This window comes from Psychrobacter sp. AH5 (genome assembly GCF_040371085.1).
Classification (GTDB): Bacteria; Pseudomonadota; Gammaproteobacteria; order Pseudomonadales; family Moraxellaceae; genus Psychrobacter.
On sequence record NZ_JAMBMT010000001.1, the window covers coordinates 2,742,778 to 2,759,498 of the forward strand.

A 16,721-nucleotide genomic window follows, 5' to 3' on the forward strand; every position below is an offset into this window, starting at 1 on the left:
ACATAATAAATAATTTATTAAAACTATTCAGCTTCATCCATAGTAAAACGCCATGCCAAGACGCGGGTATTTTTTTGGCCTTGGCTCATCTCGATAATGCGCATCTGCGCCACATCTAGTTGCTTCAACAATAGCTGTAAAGGTTTAACGTTTTCTGACTTAGATACTAACGATGTAAACCAGCCCACGTGCTCAGCAAAGTCTTTGCTCTCTTTGATCATCTTTGTCAAAAAAGCAATCTCGCCGCCATCGCTCCACAGCTCTTTATGCTGACCACCAAAGTTTAGGTTTTGCGCGGCATTGCCGGATTTGGTGGAATGACGACTGATTTGCGGGCTGTCATTTTTGCCGCGATGTCGTTGCAGGTTATGCTGCTTACGGCTATTGGCCTGCATAGCTTCTTCAAGCGAAGCATGAAAAGGCGGATTACAAACCACTACATCAAAATAATCTTGACGACCAATGATATTTTTGAAAATAAATTTTGGTTCAGGTTGTAGCTTAACTTTGATCGCGCCTTTAAGCTTCGGGTTGGCTTGACTAATCACGCTTGCCGTATTGACGGATACTGGGTCAATGTCGCTAGCGGTAAAGCGCCAACCGTAGCTTTGACTACCGATAATAGGGTAGATAGCACTCGCACCCGTGCCGATATCAAGCGCATGAATATCTTTGCCCGTGGGCGGCGTATTATCTTTATGGGCATGAGTGGTTTGAGCTAACAAATCTGCAATATAGTGAATATAATCCGCGCGTCCCGGTATCGGTGGACACAGATAGCCTTCCGGAATATCCCAAAACTTCACACCATAATAATGCGCGAGTAGCGCTTGATTTAGCGTCCGCACTGCTACAGCATCAGAGAAATTGATGGTCGGCTCGCCCTTAGGATTAGTAATGGTATGCTTGGCAAGCTCAGGTAAAGCGCGGGTCAATACCGCAAAGTCATAGCGGCCCTGATGCGGATTGCGCGGATGTAATTGTCCTAATTTTTTTGCGGTGGCAGGCGAGCGGTTTCGATGCTGACTGTTAGGCTTAGGAGAGTAATTACTAGATGTGGGTTTGCTCATAATAGTGGGCTATAAAGTCTGAAGATAGCCGACTAGTTTAGCAGATTTCATTGAGGGCAAAGTGCTTATCGGCTGCGCAAAATTAGATTTAAGCCTAATATAATCATTGCGCTACCCAATACGCGGTCTATCCAGTGCTCAAAACGCCGAAAACGTTTGAGGATTGCCGGAATAGAGAGCAGCATAACAACGGTGCTAAACCATGTCATCTGTAATATCATCATCCATACGCCATAAATCGTTAGTTGCCAAAGCGGAATATCAGGCGACAACACGAGCGTAAATATCGCCACAAAATAAACAGGCGCCTTGGGATTAAACACGTTACAAAAAAAACCTCGGCGTAGGGTCGCGATAGTCGATTCATGACTAGATAAGGCCGATTTTTTGGCATTAGCGGTTTGAGTATGTATAGCAGTTGGCATAGGACTAGCTGAGTCAGCGACCGCTTTGGATTTGGCATTAATTCCTTGCCAGCCAAGATAAAGCAAATACGCGCCGCCTAACCATTTGATAGCTGTCAGTAGTGGCTGCGAATGCGCGATAACAGTCGCTAGTCCCAGCACAGAATAGATGATATGAACCGATAACCCTAAAGTAATGCCTAAGCTGCAAAGCAAACCAGTGCGCCGACCCTTGGTCAAAGTTTCACGTGAAACAAGAACAAAGTCAGGGCCAGGCGAGGCCGCTGCTAATAAATGTACACTACTGATAAGCAAAAATCCGTGCCAAAATTCCATGTTAAATACTCGCTAAACCATTAGTTTTAGGCAAATCGCACAATAGTGGCAGTTATTACAAACGTGATCAACTGGTCTAAGCTTTTATTTTTCGCCTTGTGTAATAGCGTGGGTATGTCTATATTAAAAGTCAGTAGTATTACCCTAAAAGAAATTAAATCACACAATCTTGCCGTAGGGTGCGGTTAGTTTTATTAAGTTTTCACAAAGAACGAAGATAAAACGTAACCCACCATTTTATAGTTTCACGACATTAAACGGTGGGTTACGCTGCGCTAACCACACCTTACAAAACTAAGTATAAAGGATCAAGCCATGACCACTAAAGATAACAGTACAGACAACCGCATCACCTTTGAGACCGACGGCACTATCTGCCTTATTGGCCTTAACCGTGCTGATAAACGCAATGCCTTTGATAGCCTTATGATTAAGCAGTTATCCGAAGCATTAACACGCTATGAAAACGATGATAATCTGCGCTGTGCGTTAATCTTTGCTCATGGTGAGCATTTTACCGCAGGCCTTGATCTTATGGAGCTACAAGATAAATGGGATAAAGGCGCGTTTGAATTTAACGATGACGAGATCGATCCGTGGGGTATCGGCGGTAAGCTGCGCACTAAACCTGTGGTGGTGGCGATACAAGGCACTTGCTTTACCGCCGGTATTGAGCTGATGCTTAATAGTGATGTGGTGATAGCTAGCGATAACTGCAACTTTGCGCAGATGGAAGTGCAGCGCGGTATCATGCCGTTTGGCGGCGCAACGGTCAGGTTTGTCGCCGCAGCAGGTTGGCAAAAAGCCATGCCGTACTTATTAACAGGCAAAAACTTCGATGCAAAAACCGCGGATAAGCTCGGTATCGTTAGTGAAGTGGTTGCCAATGGCGAGGAGTACGAGCGCGCAATGACTATCGCCAAAGAGATTTGTAGCGCTGCACCGCTTGGAGTAAAAGGGCTACTATCCTCAGCACAAGATGCTAGTCGTAATGGCGCAAAAGTCGCATTAGCTAATATTCACGGCTATCTACCGCATTTGTTCCATTCAGAAGATGCAAAGGAGGGCGCAATGGCGATGGTGGAGCGCCGCGCCGCTGAGTTTAAGGGACGTTAAAGGTTTGCATTGGTATTCATGACCAGATTAATTGACTATAATTGCCTCTTTATATTAAGGCCTATAAGGGGCGATCTGTACCATGTTAGACATCCTTAACATTACCGCCCCTATCTTTATTATTATTGCGCTTGGCTATTTATCTGTACGTCTCAAAGCCATTAATCCTAAGCACGCTAAAGGTATGGGTAGTTTGGTGCTAAATATTGCGCTGCCCGCACTCATGTTTAACGCCATCGCTGGCACGCCTTTTCAACAAGTTATCATACCGCATTATCTATTTACCTATGGTCTGGGTTCAATCATGGCCTTTATCGTAGGTATCGTGCTAACCAAAGCGATCTGGCGACAAGATAATATTTCAGCCGCGCTAAATTCCACCGCCCTGTCATTCTCTAATAGCGCTTTTATCGGCTATGCGGTGGTATCTATGGTCATCGGCTCTAGCAAAGCCGCCGCCTACTTATCCATGGGTGTGATTATAGAGAACCTGCTGATCTTACCGCTACTATTTATCATCGCTGAGATGAACCCTAATTCTAATAAGTCTGTCGCTAGTATTCTATTCGGTATCGGTAAAAACCTCACTCGTAACCCGCTTATTATCGCTTTAGTCGTCAGCGTCACTTTCTCTATTTCCAGTATTCCTATACCGCAAGTGGCCGCCCAAACGGCGAAGATCCTCACCGGCGCGGCGGCTCCTGTAGCGCTGTTTGTGATCGGTATGAGCCTATACGGTCTAGAGCTAAAAGGCGATCTAGCCAAAATCACGACTATCGGCTTAGGTAAATTGCTGCTACATCCGCTACTGATCTTGCTCGCTTTCACTCTGGTTCCGGGCGCTACCATACAAGGCAAATATGTAGCTCTGCTATTCGCTTCAGCGCCCGTGTTCTCAACCATCGCGATCATCGGTCAGCATTATGGCTTAGTGCAGCGTATGTCTGCGGTGGTGATTATCTCAACCATCGGCTCGTTCTTTAGTATGAGTGCAGTGCTGATCTATTGGCAGATGACGGTTGGGTTTTAGAGCGTAACGACCCAAAGTAGTGAGATGACTTTTAAGCGACTAGCAATCTTTCTATTGATGCTATACGCTAAATAGTGCCAAAACTCCAAATACCTATAATAAAAACCAAATTCTGCCAAAGCCATAATCAAGGAGACTAACAGTGCAATACCACTTTGATGAAATCATCGATAGACGCGGTACAGGTTCGATCAAATGGCATTATAGTGATGGCACTATCCCGCTATGGGTCGCCGATATGGACTTTAAAGCGGCGCAGCCTATCTTGGCTAGCGTACAGCGGGTGGTGGAACACGGTATCTTGGGTTATACCAAACCAACTGCGGCTTTGTATGAGGCGATTATTAATTGGCACGGCAGTCGCTATAATTTGCAGCTAGATAAAGAAAACATCCTATTCTCGCCGGGCGTGGTGCCAAGCCTCGCGCTAATGATGCACATCTTTACTGAGGCAGGCGATGCGATACTGGTCAATGATCCTATTTATACGCCGTTTATGACTAAGGTTGAGCAAAATGGTCGCGCGCTTGTGATGTCAGCGCTAAAGGAAGTCGACGGAAAATATCAGCTAGATCTAAAAGATATCGAAGCTAAAATTATCAAGCATCAAGTAAAGCTATATTTGCTATGCAACCCGCATAATCCGGGCGGGCGCGTGTGGATGAGGGAAGAGTTAAAGGCACTACTTGCACTGTGTAAAAAGTACAATGTCGCGATTGTCAGTGATGAGATTCATCAAGATTTAACGTTAAATGGTCATACGTTTACGCCTTTGTTAAAGCTAGCAGAAGCAGCAGGTTACAAGCATAACGTCGTCAGCCTGACCTCGATGACCAAAACCTTTAACGTAGCCGGTATCAAAGGCTCGATGATCTTTGCTAAAGATGAGACATTACTGAAAAAAATCAGCCAGCAGCAGCAGTTAAATGACGAGTATGAGCTGAATTTATTTGCCTATACCGTGATGCAAAGCGCTTATGAACAGGGCGGAGAGTGGCTTGAGCAGGTGCTGGCCTATATCGAAAACAATATCGAGATTACGATAGATTTCTTGGCAGGGCATCTGCCAGATATCAAGGTGATGCGCCCTGAGGCGTCGTATTTGATTTGGCTGGACTGCTCGGCATACGGTGAGGACAATCAGGCGCTTTATGACAAACTACGAGCCGCTAAAGTTGAGCTAAACTCGGGTATTAAATACGGCAGCGAGGGACATCTAAAAATGCGTATCAATGTGGCGTGTCCTGAGGCGCTGCTGTGTGAGGGGTTAGATCGGGTTTATGCGGCTTTTAGGGGTGAGGTTTGACCTGAATTACTATTGAGAAAATAATTATTTTAAATCGCCTACTAAATATCTACTCGCTTTATAATTAGCCAAACTTATAGCTAAATCTTCATTAAAAAAGGTGCTCCAGTGCAACAAATTATCGTAAAGAATAATGACTATAACAGTCCGCCACAAGTCACGAAGCAAGACTGGCTAGAGATATTGTCTGATGATAATTTCATGACTAATAACTATAAATACGCATTAAGTATCTTCTTCTTAGAGCCTAATCATAAAGCGACTTGTAAGTATGTAGCTGAAAAATACAATACTTCTCCTTTCTCACTCAGTGGCTTTATTACTGGTTTTAGTAGAGGGGTTCAAGAGCGTTTGAATAGGTTTGAAATAACTAATGAAGAGGGTGCTAAAACTTATTGGCTAATTACTATGCTTGGTAAAAAGGTAGCAGGGAACTTATTTGAATGGCAGTTACGCGATGAGCTAGTTGAGGCTATACAAGAATTAGATTACATCAATGCTTGCGCTATAAAAGTCGATAGCATCGGTCATTTAGTCAGTCTTATAAACCAAGACGTTGGTGGTCTTAAAAAAGACTTTCTCATTGCTAGAAAAGAGCTATCGGGTAATCAAAGAATTACTAACTCAAAGTTGTTGTTCAAATATGATAGCGAAGATAGAGAATGGGCGATTAACGAAGGTGCAGGTACCGAAGTTCAGTTTCACATATATTTGTCAGACAATAAAATTGGCTATGGCTTAGGATTTAATACGCTCTATGTCAGATTTAAAGATGATAAATCGCCTATAGAATATATTAAACCCTTTATGGATGCTTTTACCGCACTGAAAGATAGTGATGAGATAGCGAAGCTTGTCGGAAAAGGCTTTACCTTAAATATGGATGAAGAAGACTTCCAAAATCCTGTAGAGGATGAGCATTACTTATTTGGTCGAATTATAGCGTTAGACAATGAACAACAGCTTTCCTTAATCGACTACTACAGTATCATCAATGATCTGAAAGGTGGTTTATTTGAAGCTTATAAAAAAGTTTTTAAGCTAGCCAATGAGTTGAATATGACTAAACAACAAAGTACAAAAAATACTCAGCAACCTATCACAAATCCTTTACTGCAAGAAATAAGCGAGTTACTGCTAGCCAATAAAAACTTAATATTAACAGGAGCACCAGGAACGGGTAAAACTTATTTAGCTAAAAGGCTAGCGAATGTTTGGAGTGCAGAGCACAAACTTATTCAGTTTCACCCTTCTTATGACTACACCGATTTTGTCGAAGGCCTAAGACCTATCCAAGGCGAAGATGGAGAAGTTGGCTTTGAGCTGCGAGATGGAAGCTTTAAAAAGTTCTGTAAAGAAGCACTAAAATACCAGAATAATCAGCAGTTAAGCAACTTTAACGAAGTCTATCAAAAGTTTATTGATGATGTATCAGAAAGTGCTGTTGAGTTAGCAACGCCTAGCCAAGAAAGTCCATTTAGCGTTATTGTGAATTCACTCGATAACATTACCGCTATGCTTTCAAGCGAAACACAGAGAGAGATCACCTTAACTAAATCTTTAATCCAAACCTATTTCGAGACAGGTAAAGCGCTGAACTGGAAGCCTTACCTAATTCCAGTATGCGATTATATTGAGAAAAATTATGATCTTAGAATGGCGAATACTGAAGATAAGGGTAAAAAATTCATCCTCATACTCGATGAAATAAACCGTGCCGAAATCTCCAAAGTCTTAGGAGAGCTTTTCTTCTCTATTGACCCCGGCTATCGTGGTGAGAGTGGTAGAGTCACGACTCAATACGCTAATTTGCAAACCGAAGAAGATGTGTTTAAGAACGGTTTTTACATCCCAGACAACGTCTATATTATCGGTACCATGAACGATATCGATCGCAGTGTCGAATCATTTGATTTTGCGATGCGCAGACGTTTTGCTTGGAAGGATATTAGAGCAGAGGACAGACTTTCAATGTGGGAAGGGCAAATAGAAGAGTGGGCAGACGAAGCTAGGCGGCGTCTAACTGCCTTGAATAGTGCTATCGAAACTGTACAAGGCTTAAGCGATGCCTACCATGTCGGCCCGGCTTATTTCCTAAAACTGGTTAACTATGATGGTGATTTTGATAAGCTTTGGACGTATCACTTACAGTCGCTACTGTTTGAATATTTGCGTGGCTACCCTGATGCCGATGAGCAGCTTGCTAGTTTAAAAAGCGCCTATGACAATACTTATGATGATGCCCATGAATCGGTTAATGCTGATGCTAGTTACGACTGATAATACAGCGTTAGAGCTGACAGAAGCGCAGCAGCGAGATAAGGATAATCTGAGTCTGATCGCTAATAAAAGTATTGGAGAGCTGGTAAAAGCCAATCCTGAATTGTTGATATTTCCTGATCGTCTTAATGATAACGAAGACGATATTGCGTGCGATCCAATCCTTGAGCTGGCTCTAACAGATGCCAAAACCGTACTGACGACGGGTAATATTATGGGTTTTATTGGCGTAAAAAATACCCAACTAAAAATCCAATCGCGTTTTGCTCAGAGTGTTGTCGATGATGCTAGTGACGTTGATACTTTAGCAAATAATCAAGTAGCCAGTCTTGAGGATTATTTTTTACACTACATGCTACAAAAGGTACTATGCTTCAATTTATTTGATTTAAAGCACAGCCATAACCAAACCAAGGTGTTTGATTTTTTAGTGTACCTGTTTCCTTATTTCCTCAAAAAAGCCCTATCGCAAGGCTTGTATAAGGAGTATCAGAAGAAGGCCTACAATGATAGCAACCTTAAAGGCACTATCGATATTAAAGCTCACTTGCAACGAAACTTGCCCTTCCAAGGTAGCGTTGCTTACCGCGTGCGTGAGCACAGCTTTGATAATCCGCTCACTCAGCTGATTCGCCATACTATCGAGCTAATCAAGCAAAAACCAAATTTGCGAGATGTGCTACATAGCGATAGCGAGACTCTAGATTTTGTTAATCTGATAGTCCAACATACATCGTCCTATCATGTACGTAATCGGCACACTGTCATTAATGCCAACCGCAAACCTTTCGTCCATCCTTATTTTACAGAATATCGAGGTCTGCAAAAGATCTGCCTACAAATCCTCCGTCATGATGGTCTAAAATATGCCAATAATGATGACAAAGCTTATGGCATCTTATTCGATGGGGCTTGGTTATGGGAAGAGTATTTAAATACGCTTCTGCGCACTATTGGCTATAAACATCCGACCAATAATAATAGACAAGGCGGTATTAACGTATATGCTCAGAAGTTGTCGGGTAATAACGTGCGCCGTTATCCTGACTTTGTAAAAGATGACCGCATTATTTTGGACGCGAAATATAAACGTATGAAAGGCAATCACATCAACCGCGATGACCTCAATCAAGTGCTGTCGTATTTGTTTCTATATCAAGCCAATATAGGTGGCTACATTGCGCCTACAATTGATAATAATTTGGCTTTGAATATGGGCTCATTGAACGGCTTTGGTGGCAGTACTCATAAATTTAAATTAGCGATACCGCAACAGGTCGCTAGTTATCAAGCGTTTAAAACGGCTATTACTCAGAATGAAGCTAAGTTGATTGAAGCTATTAAAGCGTTGTCATCTGAACAAAGTGATAATGAGTCGCTTGCAATAAGCTAAACTTTGCAATTAAAAAATGGTCGCCTCAAGGCGCTTTTTAGCCGTGACTGACGCGGTATCCTATGCGACTAAGCGAGTTGCGGGCACTTGGCTGAGGGTAGTATCGAGAATACAGGAATGCCATCAGCCGTTAGTGCCCGCCACGCTTAAGGGTACAGATACAAGCAAAAGGCGCGATTAGCTCCTATAATCTCTCAACCAAAATCATCCCACCTTCTAACCACTCCCAATACGCCGACACCTTAAACTTGCGCAGACTACTTCGCAGGATATCCTGTGATGTCTTGAATGCTTTGGTATAAGGGTTTTAGGCGCTCGTACATCTTGAGATAGACCTCGTTATACAGGCGCTTGTAGAGTTGCACGTTGGCTTTGATGGGCACAAATTCATCACCTAAATGGGTCATGGCATCGCTTGCGGTAGAGTGGTCGGGATAGACGCCGAGACCCACCGCGCAGTTGATGGCCGCGCCAAGGCCAGTGGCTTCATAGGTGTGCGGGCGGTAGGCGGGCATGGCGAAGATGTCGGCGGTGAGCTGCATGGCGGCGTCGCTTTGGGAGCCGCCGCCTGAGACCCGCAGGTGTTTGATGGGTTTGCCCGTACGTTTTTCGATAGTATCAAAGCCGAGTTTGAGCTCGTAGGCCAGCCCTTCTAAGATAGCGCGATACACGTGCGCCCGCGTGTGCACATCGCCAAAACCAATGAGCGCGCCTTTGCCTTCAAGCCCCGGATGACGCACGCCTGGCGACCAATACGGCTGCATGATGAGTCCCATACAGCCGGCTGGAATGTCTTTTACGGCGGCATCGAGGAGTTTTTCGGTGTCGATGCCTTGGGTTTTGGCAAGTTGCTGTTCGTAGTGGGCGAATTGTTCTTTGAACCAGCTGACCATCCAAAAGCCGCGATAAATCATGTACTCGTGGTTGTAGTAGTGCGGGGCGGCGGCGGTGTAGGCGGGCATGTGTTTGAGGATTTCGACGTAATCGGGGGAGATGGTATTGATAGTGGCGGTGGTGCCAAAGCTGAGGCAGGCGGTATCGGCGGCAAGCCCCGCTGCGCCTAGGGCTTCGCAGGCTTTATCACTGGCAGCGGCTATCATTGGTGTGCCTGCAACAAGTCCTGTAGCTTTAGCAGCTGTCGCCGTAATTTCCCCTAGTTTTTGTCCAGGTGGGACTATTTTAGGCATTTGCTCAGAGGTACAGCTAAAGAGTCGCCATTTAAGATCTTTCGGCTTTAGCCACTTTTGCGCTTTATAATCATAAGGTAGATAGCCGACACAGTGACCCGTTGAGTCAGCTAATTCGCCTGTGAGCTGATAAGTGAGGTAGGCGGAGAGGTTGACGTAGTGCGCGGTTTTTGCCCACATCTCAGGTTTGTTTTGCGCGAGCCAATTACAGCGAGCTTTCTGCTGGGCGTCCTTGACTAATTCGCCCATGCCGATGACTTTGGTGAGTGGGCCAAGAAAGCCGATATCACTAGTCTCAGCGCGGCGCAAATCCATCCAAACGATAGCGGGGCGTAGCGGCTGCATGTCTTTATCGAGGCAAATCATGGTATAGCGCTGGGTGGCGAGACTGACGCCAGCGATTTGTTCAGGTTTAATCTCGCAGCTTTGCCACAGCTTTTGGCAAGCCTCACATAGCTTTTGCCAATAGTAGTCGGCGTGCTGCTCAGCATAATTGGGCTGCTCGGAGAAATACGGCTCGATAGGCACGCGGGCTTTGGCAATCTCGCTGCCGAATTGATCAAATATCAGCGCGCGGACGCTTTGGGTGCCGTTGTCGATAGCTAAGAAATAAATCGGGTTTGCAGAATTATCGGTCATAGTCTTCCTTAACTATACTCAGTTCTAGTTAAAACTGCTACACATTTGCTATGTGCTGCTGGGATGAATTTTGCGCAGCCTCTGGAGTGACGAAGTCGCACAGCAAGCAAGGAAAATTTATACCAGCCGCACAGCATAACTCTTAAAGTGTCTTAAATGTGGGTATAAAAAGCACTAAGCCGCAGGCAAATGATAATAACGCTGCCATAACTCGGTATAGCGAGCGACTTCTTGCTGCCACTTTTGCTCATCCCAACCCAGCTCTTGTTGGCAAATTTGCTTTAATCTTGCGCTAATCAGAGGTGTCATCGCGCCGTGCGGCAGGATCAAACCTAAGCGCGTGCGTCTTAATAACAAGTCATCTAAATGTATGACTTGCTCAAAGCGCGCGGCAAAGCGAATTTCGGCCCAAATGGTATTACTATCGGTGACATACGCTAGATCATCCTCGTGCGCTAGCTCTAGTAATTTATCGAGCTGCAGACCATAAAATCCTTGCAAACGCTGTTGTAGATCAGAAGGTAAAGTCGTAAATTTGGGATGGGTCGGCGTGGGATTGCTAAAGACTTGGTCGTTATGCGAGGCATTTTGTTCGATAGTGGCATCATCAAGTTGCAGTACTTGTTGACACTTTTTAAGCACATCAAGGGCAATTAGGCGAAAGGTCGTGAGCTTGCCGCCGCTGACGGTCACGAGATTGTTATCGAGCCAAACGCTATGATCGCGCTTTTCTTTACTAGGGCTGACGCGTTTGCCATCGCCACTATCGGATATCAGCGGACGCACGCCTGCCCATGAGCTGATGACATCTTCTCGATTGAGATCGGTATCATCAAATAATGAGTTAGTCGCTGCTAGTAGATAATCGACCTCTGCGCTAGTGATACCGACTTCTTCGTCATTAAGTGGCGGGTGATCCAAATCGGTAGTCCCTAGCACAGTGCGGTTCTCCCACGGAAAGACGAACACCGCTCTTTTATCAGTAGGATGCAAGAAGGTATAAGCTTGCGAGGTAGGCAAGCGCTCTTGACTGACCACTAAATGACTACCGCGTGAGGGACGTATTTGCTTGTTGAAGCTTTGCTCAGTTTCATTACTGGCTTGCATACGTAAGGTATCGGCCCACGCACCTGTGGCACTGACCACCACTTTGGCGTGAACCTCGAATGTCTTATCGCTCTCTTTAGAAGCAGTATCTTTAAGATTTGCGCCTACCACTAAGCCTTGTTCATTAATGATAAGCGACTCGGCTTTTAGATAATTAATAGCTTGCGCGCCGTCATGGATGGCTTCGTCAAGTACACGCATTACAAGGCGCGAGTCATCGGTGACCGCATCGCTAAACTGGCTGGCACCCAAAAATTTATCCTGCTTGATATTAGGATTGAGACGTAAAAAAGCGTCTTTTTTGAAGTATTTAAAATAACGTTTGCCCGCTATTCTGTCATAGACTCTTAATAAGGTATTAAATATCCAGGGCGGTGGAAACTTGCCTTTATAGTGCGGCATGACGTAATGCATCTCGTTAACCAAACCGCTAGCTTCAGTGAGCATACGCTCGCGCTCGCGCACACTAAGTAAAGTGGTTTTATAATCGCCCGAAGCTATGTAACGCAGACCGCCGTGTACCATTTTGCTTGAGCGGCTGGAGGTGCCCCAAGCAAAGTCTTTTTGCTCGATAAGTAAGACACTTAGCCCGCGCCTTGCCGCTTCACGTGCAATGCCCGCACCAGTAATACCGCCGCCGATAATGAGCATATCCCAAGGTGCAGTGTGAGAGGAGCGTTTTAATAAGGTCGCTAGGGCTTGCTGGCGTTGTTTGCTTTGGTTCATAGATTCTTCTTCTTAAATAATAATTTATTCAAGCTATAGTCGCTGCTAAGTTGATAGATAAGTTTTGTTACGGCGCGCGACTGGTATTAATTTTACTTGCTTGCTGTGCGACTTCGTCACTCCAGAGGCTGGGCAAAATTAAGACCAGCCGTGCTGCAACGTTCTTCCATCAAACTGGCTATAAACAAAGCTCTTAATTAAAACTATTCTTCGAGTAATACACCCGGATTCATACGCTGCTCAGGATCTAAGCTTTTGAGCATATTACGAGTCACTTGAATCCCTAGCTCGCCTTTTTCAGCTACTAAATATGGGGCATGATCACGACCGACGCCATGCTGATGCGAGATGGTGGCCTTGCCATTCGCTAAACTAGTACTAGCGGCATGTTTGATTTTCTGCCAGCGCTGTAGAGTAGTGGCGTGATCTTTGGCGGCGCGGAAGAAATAAGTCGTGTATAGACTTGCGCCTTGCTTATAGACATGTGAGATATGAGTAAAGGCCATCACTTCCTCGCCTTCATCAGCGAGCGAGGTTTTTACCGCCTCTTGCATCTGCGCCATCTGCTCGTCAATACGGCTCCAGTTGGTAGCAGTCTCAAAGGTATCGACCATAATGCCTTTGTCCCACAAAGTGCCGCGTAGATACGGGAATTTAAAGCGTCCATGCGCCCACACACTACCCATAATATTAGTGATTTTACCCGTGACACTACCATTTTGCTTTAACAGCTTATTGAGCTGAGTAATAGCTAGTTTATTCTGTGCTTTATCGCCTGAGAAGCCATAAGTCAGCATCACTTTATCTGAGCTAAGACCACGCGCTTTTAGATAGGTGCTAATCGCTAAAAACTGACTCGGCGTAGTGCCTAAATGCAAATGTGCGTCAGTCTCAACCGCATTACTCAGACGTAGCATGGACAGGCGGATATCTTGTTGCACCGCTTGTTTGAGTACTGCTTTTCCTGCTTGCCAATTGGGCAAAAACGCCACTTTAAATAGCTCTTCCTCAGGTTGCGACTGCACGCGCACTTTCACTGTCGTAAAGATACCCGCGCGGCCCTCAGACCCCATCATCATCTCACGCAGATCTGGCCCTGCTGAGGATGCAGGAATATCAGCAATCTCTAGCACGCCTTGCGGGGTCACTAAAGTACCGCCTGCAAACATCTGCTCGATACGTCCATAGCCCAAGGATTGCTGACCACTAGAGCGCGCGGCAATCCAACCACCAAGTGTCGATAGCTCCCACGACTGCGGATAATGTCCCAAGCGATAACCATGCTCGTCCAATTGCGCCTCGACCGCTGGTCCTTGCGTACCGGCACCAAAAGTAGCAATTTGACTCTCGGTATCCAAATCCATCAGCCGATCCATTTTACTCATAGCGATTGTCAAAACAGGCCGCGCGCCCTGTTGTGGATTGATATGACCGACTACAGAAGTACCACCGCCGAAAGGAATAACAATCAGATCGTGCTCTTGGGCGAGCTTAAGTAGTTGCTCGACATCAGCGGTAGATTCGGGGAAAGCCACGCCATCAGGGAAGACCTCAAAGTCGCCGCTGTGCATAGCGATCCAATCGGGGAAGCTTTGCCCGCGGGCGTGTCTGAGTCTGGTTTCTTGATCGGTCGATACTATATCGAGATCGGTAAGCTCAGCAGGCAAGCGTGGTTTAGGCACCGTTTTAATGACTTGTTGCAGGCTAACCGATTTGAGCTTTTTAGTTTTACCGATATGTGATTTGATCAGCTTTGCGCCGTGCGGCGAGACTTTTTTATTAATATTAACATTACCCCAGCCATTCCAGCGCGTTTGCTCGATAGGCGTATTAAGAGAATTGCTGGTCTGAGAGACAGCTCTTTTTATATCAGTATCCTGACTTGTATTGTCGGTATTTTTGCTATCAGAGGTGATTGCGAGAGGCACAGCGTTATCGGCTTTAGGGCTTTTGCGGAGAAGGGATTTGATTTTGCTCATAGAGACGTACCTGTCAAATTATAATCACTGGATTTTGAATTGGCTTTATTTTAAATTAAAGGTTCAATACTAATTCTTTTAGATTATCACAATGTAAATAACTATTGTTTATATTTTATGACTCGATAGCAGCATTAAAAAAGGGGCACAATGAAAGGTTTATTAGCCATTAAATACAAAGAAGCTGAGCTACCATAGCAGCTCAGCTTTTATCAAATAATTAAAAATAGACGCTTGTTTTAACTACCGTTTTCAGCGTCATCGCGTAGTTGTTCCCACTCATCCTGCTGAGCCAATACCGAGCCCTCTGGCGCCTCCGATGTCAGCCCTTCTTCCCATGGCGAATTATCTGGGAGCTCTTCGATATGGATGGTTTTTATATAATAATCAGGCTGATAAGCCAAGTCATAACGCGCCGCCTTAATGACCGAAACCATCATCATCGTTAGAATGATAATAAGCGGTGCCCCAGCGATAATAGAAGCGGTCTGCAAGGTTTGCAAATCACCCAAAAACATCAAAATAGCGGGCAATAAACATAAGGTAAAGGCCCAAAATAGCCGGTTCCAGCGATGCGGCTCATCATCGACCTCTTTTTGTACCACCGAAGCTAGAATATAAGAGATCGAATCAAAAGTAGTCGCAGTAAAAATAGTGGCCAAAAAGGTAAAGACCGCCACCACTAGATAAGACATCGGTAAGCTATTTAAGATAGAGAAGATAGCGGCAGTCGGCGATTCGTTATTTAAGATGCCGACCACATCGACTATCCCCGTCATCTGCAAATATAAACCATAGTTCCCTAAGATAATCATAAACATCGCGCAGCCAAGCGAGCCATAAAACATCGAGCCGACCACCATATTACGAATGGTACGCCCTCTAGATATCTTGGCGATAAATAGCCCAATAGTTGGCGCAAATACTAGCCACCATGCCCAATAAAACACCGTCCAATCTTGCGGAAAAGTAATAGGCTTAAAACCAAACTGTTGAAAGTCTTTAAAGGGCTCAATATAAGTCATCATCCGCGGCATCTGCGTAATCATACGGCCAATGGCTTCCATACCAGTGTTCAAAATAAACACCGTCGGTCCAACTACCAACACAAATAATAAAAATACCACCGCTAGATAAAAGTTAATATTAGAGAGCTTTTGAATACCGCCTTTGAGTCCTTGATAAGCACTATAAGCAAAGATCATGGTGGTGATGAGTAGCACCACAATTTGCATGGTGATGTTGCGCGGCAGGCCAAATAAATTATACAAACCTTCATTAATAAGCGGTGAGGCGAGACCCAAAGTGGTTGCCCCGCCACCTACCATACCAAAGACAAACAGCACATCGAGCATTTTGGCCCAATTGCTACCCGCCCCCTTTTCGCCTAATAAAGGCATCAAGGTTTGGCTGACTTTGAGTACTGGCGTTTGCCGCACGTAATAGAAGTAGGCAATAGGAATGGCAGGCACTAAGTAGATCGCCCAGGCCACCGGTCCCCAGTGAAACATACCGTAAGTGGTCGCCCAGCGAATAGCGTCCGGCGTTGCGCCTGCTATACCAAAAGGCGGACTTTGATAATAATAAGCCCACTCGATGAGTCCCCAATATAAGATACTTGCGCCAATACCGCCACAAAACAGCATTGCCGCCCATGAGCTGTCCTTAAACTCTGGCATCTCTTCTGGTCGGCCTAACTTTATTTTGCCGATATCAGAGAAGATGATATAAATCACAAACATCATCGCCAGCACGCCGAACAATAAATAGGCAAAACCAAAGTTATCGCTGACAAAAGCGCGCGCTATACCTACCCAGTTTTTGCCTTGTTCAGGAAACAAGATCAAAGGCACAGCGATACTAAGTAAAATAACTAGCACCATGCCAAAAGTAAACTTGTCGATACGGGTGTCGGGGACATGGTCGGGTCGCCACTGCGGAATAGACATACCGACATCAAAAGTCCCTAAATGCGGCGGCTTATGATATTTGGATCGAGCTTTGACATAATCGGGCAAATACTCTTTGGACAATCCAAGAGAGTCTAAACTGGATTTATCAGGTTTTTGACGCGAATCATTACTCATCTAACTCTCCTGTTGCAAGTTTCAAAATTTATAGCATAAATAAGAGCGGTTGTAGGGCATA

General features: G+C 45.0%; 12 protein-coding genes. 6 read left to right on the top strand and 6 right to left on the bottom strand.

The features are described 5' to 3' along the window. Window positions 1–23 precede the first annotated feature (23 nt). Both rlmF and M0N77_RS11665 read right to left on the bottom strand, forming a co-directional pair. On the bottom strand, window positions 24–1,070 hold the full coding sequence (gene rlmF, locus M0N77_RS11660; RefSeq protein WP_353105342.1) for a 23S rRNA (adenine(1618)-N(6))-methyltransferase RlmF: 1,047 nt from the start codon (window positions 1,068–1,070) through the stop codon (window positions 24–26). 65 nt (window positions 1,071–1,135) lie between these two features. Continuing rightward, window positions 1,136–1,810: a LysE family transporter gene (locus M0N77_RS11665; RefSeq protein WP_353105343.1), complete on the bottom strand. Its 675-nt coding sequence runs from the start codon at window positions 1,808–1,810 to the stop codon at window positions 1,136–1,138. A gap of 315 nt (window positions 1,811–2,125) precedes the next feature. Here M0N77_RS11665 and M0N77_RS11670 point away from each other — a divergent pair, with 315 nt between their 5' ends. The 6 genes from M0N77_RS11670 to M0N77_RS11695 all read left to right on the top strand — a co-directional run bounded on the left by M0N77_RS11670 (window position 2,126) and on the right by M0N77_RS11695 (window position 9,116). After that, window positions 2,126–2,926 (top strand): crotonase/enoyl-CoA hydratase family protein, encoded by an 801-nt coding sequence (locus tag M0N77_RS11670; protein ID WP_353105344.1) that lies wholly within the window; start codon window positions 2,126–2,128, stop codon window positions 2,924–2,926. An 82-nt stretch (window positions 2,927–3,008) separates the two neighbouring features. Beyond that, window positions 3,009–3,956: an AEC family transporter gene (locus M0N77_RS11675; protein WP_353105345.1), complete on the top strand. Its 948-nt coding sequence runs from the start codon at window positions 3,009–3,011 to the stop codon at window positions 3,954–3,956. Window positions 3,957–4,098: 142 nt separating this feature from the next. Then, a complete protein-coding gene (locus tag M0N77_RS11680; RefSeq protein WP_353105346.1) occupies window positions 4,099–5,262 on the top strand; it encodes a MalY/PatB family protein in 1,164 nt (387 codons plus the stop codon). 351 nt (window positions 5,263–5,613) lie between these two features. Then, window positions 5,614–7,542: an AAA family ATPase gene (locus M0N77_RS11685; protein WP_353105347.1), complete on the top strand. Its 1,929-nt coding sequence runs from the start codon at window positions 5,614–5,616 to the stop codon at window positions 7,540–7,542. Further along, window positions 7,508–8,935 (top strand): hypothetical protein, encoded by a 1,428-nt coding sequence (locus M0N77_RS11690; RefSeq protein WP_353105348.1) that lies wholly within the window; start codon window positions 7,508–7,510, stop codon window positions 8,933–8,935. Before M0N77_RS11685 ends, M0N77_RS11690 begins: the two co-directional genes overlap by 35 nt. A 43-nt stretch (window positions 8,936–8,978) precedes the next feature. Next, window positions 8,979–9,116, top strand: a complete 138-nt coding sequence (locus M0N77_RS11695) for a hypothetical protein (RefSeq protein ID WP_353105349.1) — start codon at window positions 8,979–8,981, stop codon at window positions 9,114–9,116. A 76-nt stretch (window positions 9,117–9,192) separates the two neighbouring features. Here M0N77_RS11695 and M0N77_RS11700 read toward each other — a convergent pair whose 3' ends face one another. The 4 genes from M0N77_RS11700 to M0N77_RS11715 form a co-directional block, all read right to left on the bottom strand. Then, window positions 9,193–10,761 (bottom strand): FGGY-family carbohydrate kinase, encoded by a 1,569-nt coding sequence (locus M0N77_RS11700; RefSeq protein ID WP_353105350.1) that lies wholly within the window; start codon window positions 10,759–10,761, stop codon window positions 9,193–9,195. Between the two features lie 174 nt (window positions 10,762–10,935). Further along, window positions 10,936–12,594, bottom strand: a complete 1,659-nt coding sequence (locus tag M0N77_RS11705) for a glycerol-3-phosphate dehydrogenase/oxidase (protein ID WP_353105351.1) — start codon at window positions 12,592–12,594, stop codon at window positions 10,936–10,938. Between the two features lie 203 nt (window positions 12,595–12,797). Beyond that, on the bottom strand, window positions 12,798–14,573 hold the full coding sequence (locus M0N77_RS11710; RefSeq protein WP_353105352.1) for an FAD-binding oxidoreductase: 1,776 nt from the start codon (window positions 14,571–14,573) through the stop codon (window positions 12,798–12,800). 239 nt (window positions 14,574–14,812) lie between these two features. After that, on the bottom strand, window positions 14,813–16,660 hold the full coding sequence (locus M0N77_RS11715) for a BCCT family transporter (protein WP_353105353.1): 1,848 nt from the start codon (window positions 16,658–16,660) through the stop codon (window positions 14,813–14,815). Between the last annotated feature and the right edge of the window lie 61 nt (window positions 16,661–16,721).

Coding starts and splice junctions, on each gene's coding strand:
- rlmF (WP_353105342.1), bottom strand. CDS start 1,070: ATGAGCAAACCCACATCTAGTAATTACTCTCCTAAGCCTAACAGTCAG.
- M0N77_RS11665 (WP_353105343.1), bottom strand. CDS start 1,810: ATGGAATTTTGGCACGGATTTTTGCTTATCAGTAGTGTACATTTATTA.
- M0N77_RS11670 (WP_353105344.1), top strand. CDS start 2,126: ATGACCACTAAAGATAACAGTACAGACAACCGCATCACCTTTGAGACC.
- M0N77_RS11675 (WP_353105345.1), top strand. CDS start 3,009: ATGTTAGACATCCTTAACATTACCGCCCCTATCTTTATTATTATTGCG.
- M0N77_RS11690 (WP_353105348.1), top strand. CDS start 7,508: ATGAATCGGTTAATGCTGATGCTAGTTACGACTGATAATACAGCGTTA.
- M0N77_RS11700 (WP_353105350.1), bottom strand. CDS start 10,761: ATGACCGATAATTCTGCAAACCCGATTTATTTCTTAGCTATCGACAAC.
- M0N77_RS11705 (WP_353105351.1), bottom strand. CDS start 12,594: ATGAACCAAAGCAAACAACGCCAGCAAGCCCTAGCGACCTTATTAAAA.
- M0N77_RS11710 (WP_353105352.1), bottom strand. CDS start 14,573: ATGAGCAAAATCAAATCCCTTCTCCGCAAAAGCCCTAAAGCCGATAAC.
- M0N77_RS11715 (WP_353105353.1), bottom strand. CDS start 16,660: ATGAGTAATGATTCGCGTCAAAAACCTGATAAATCCAGTTTAGACTCT.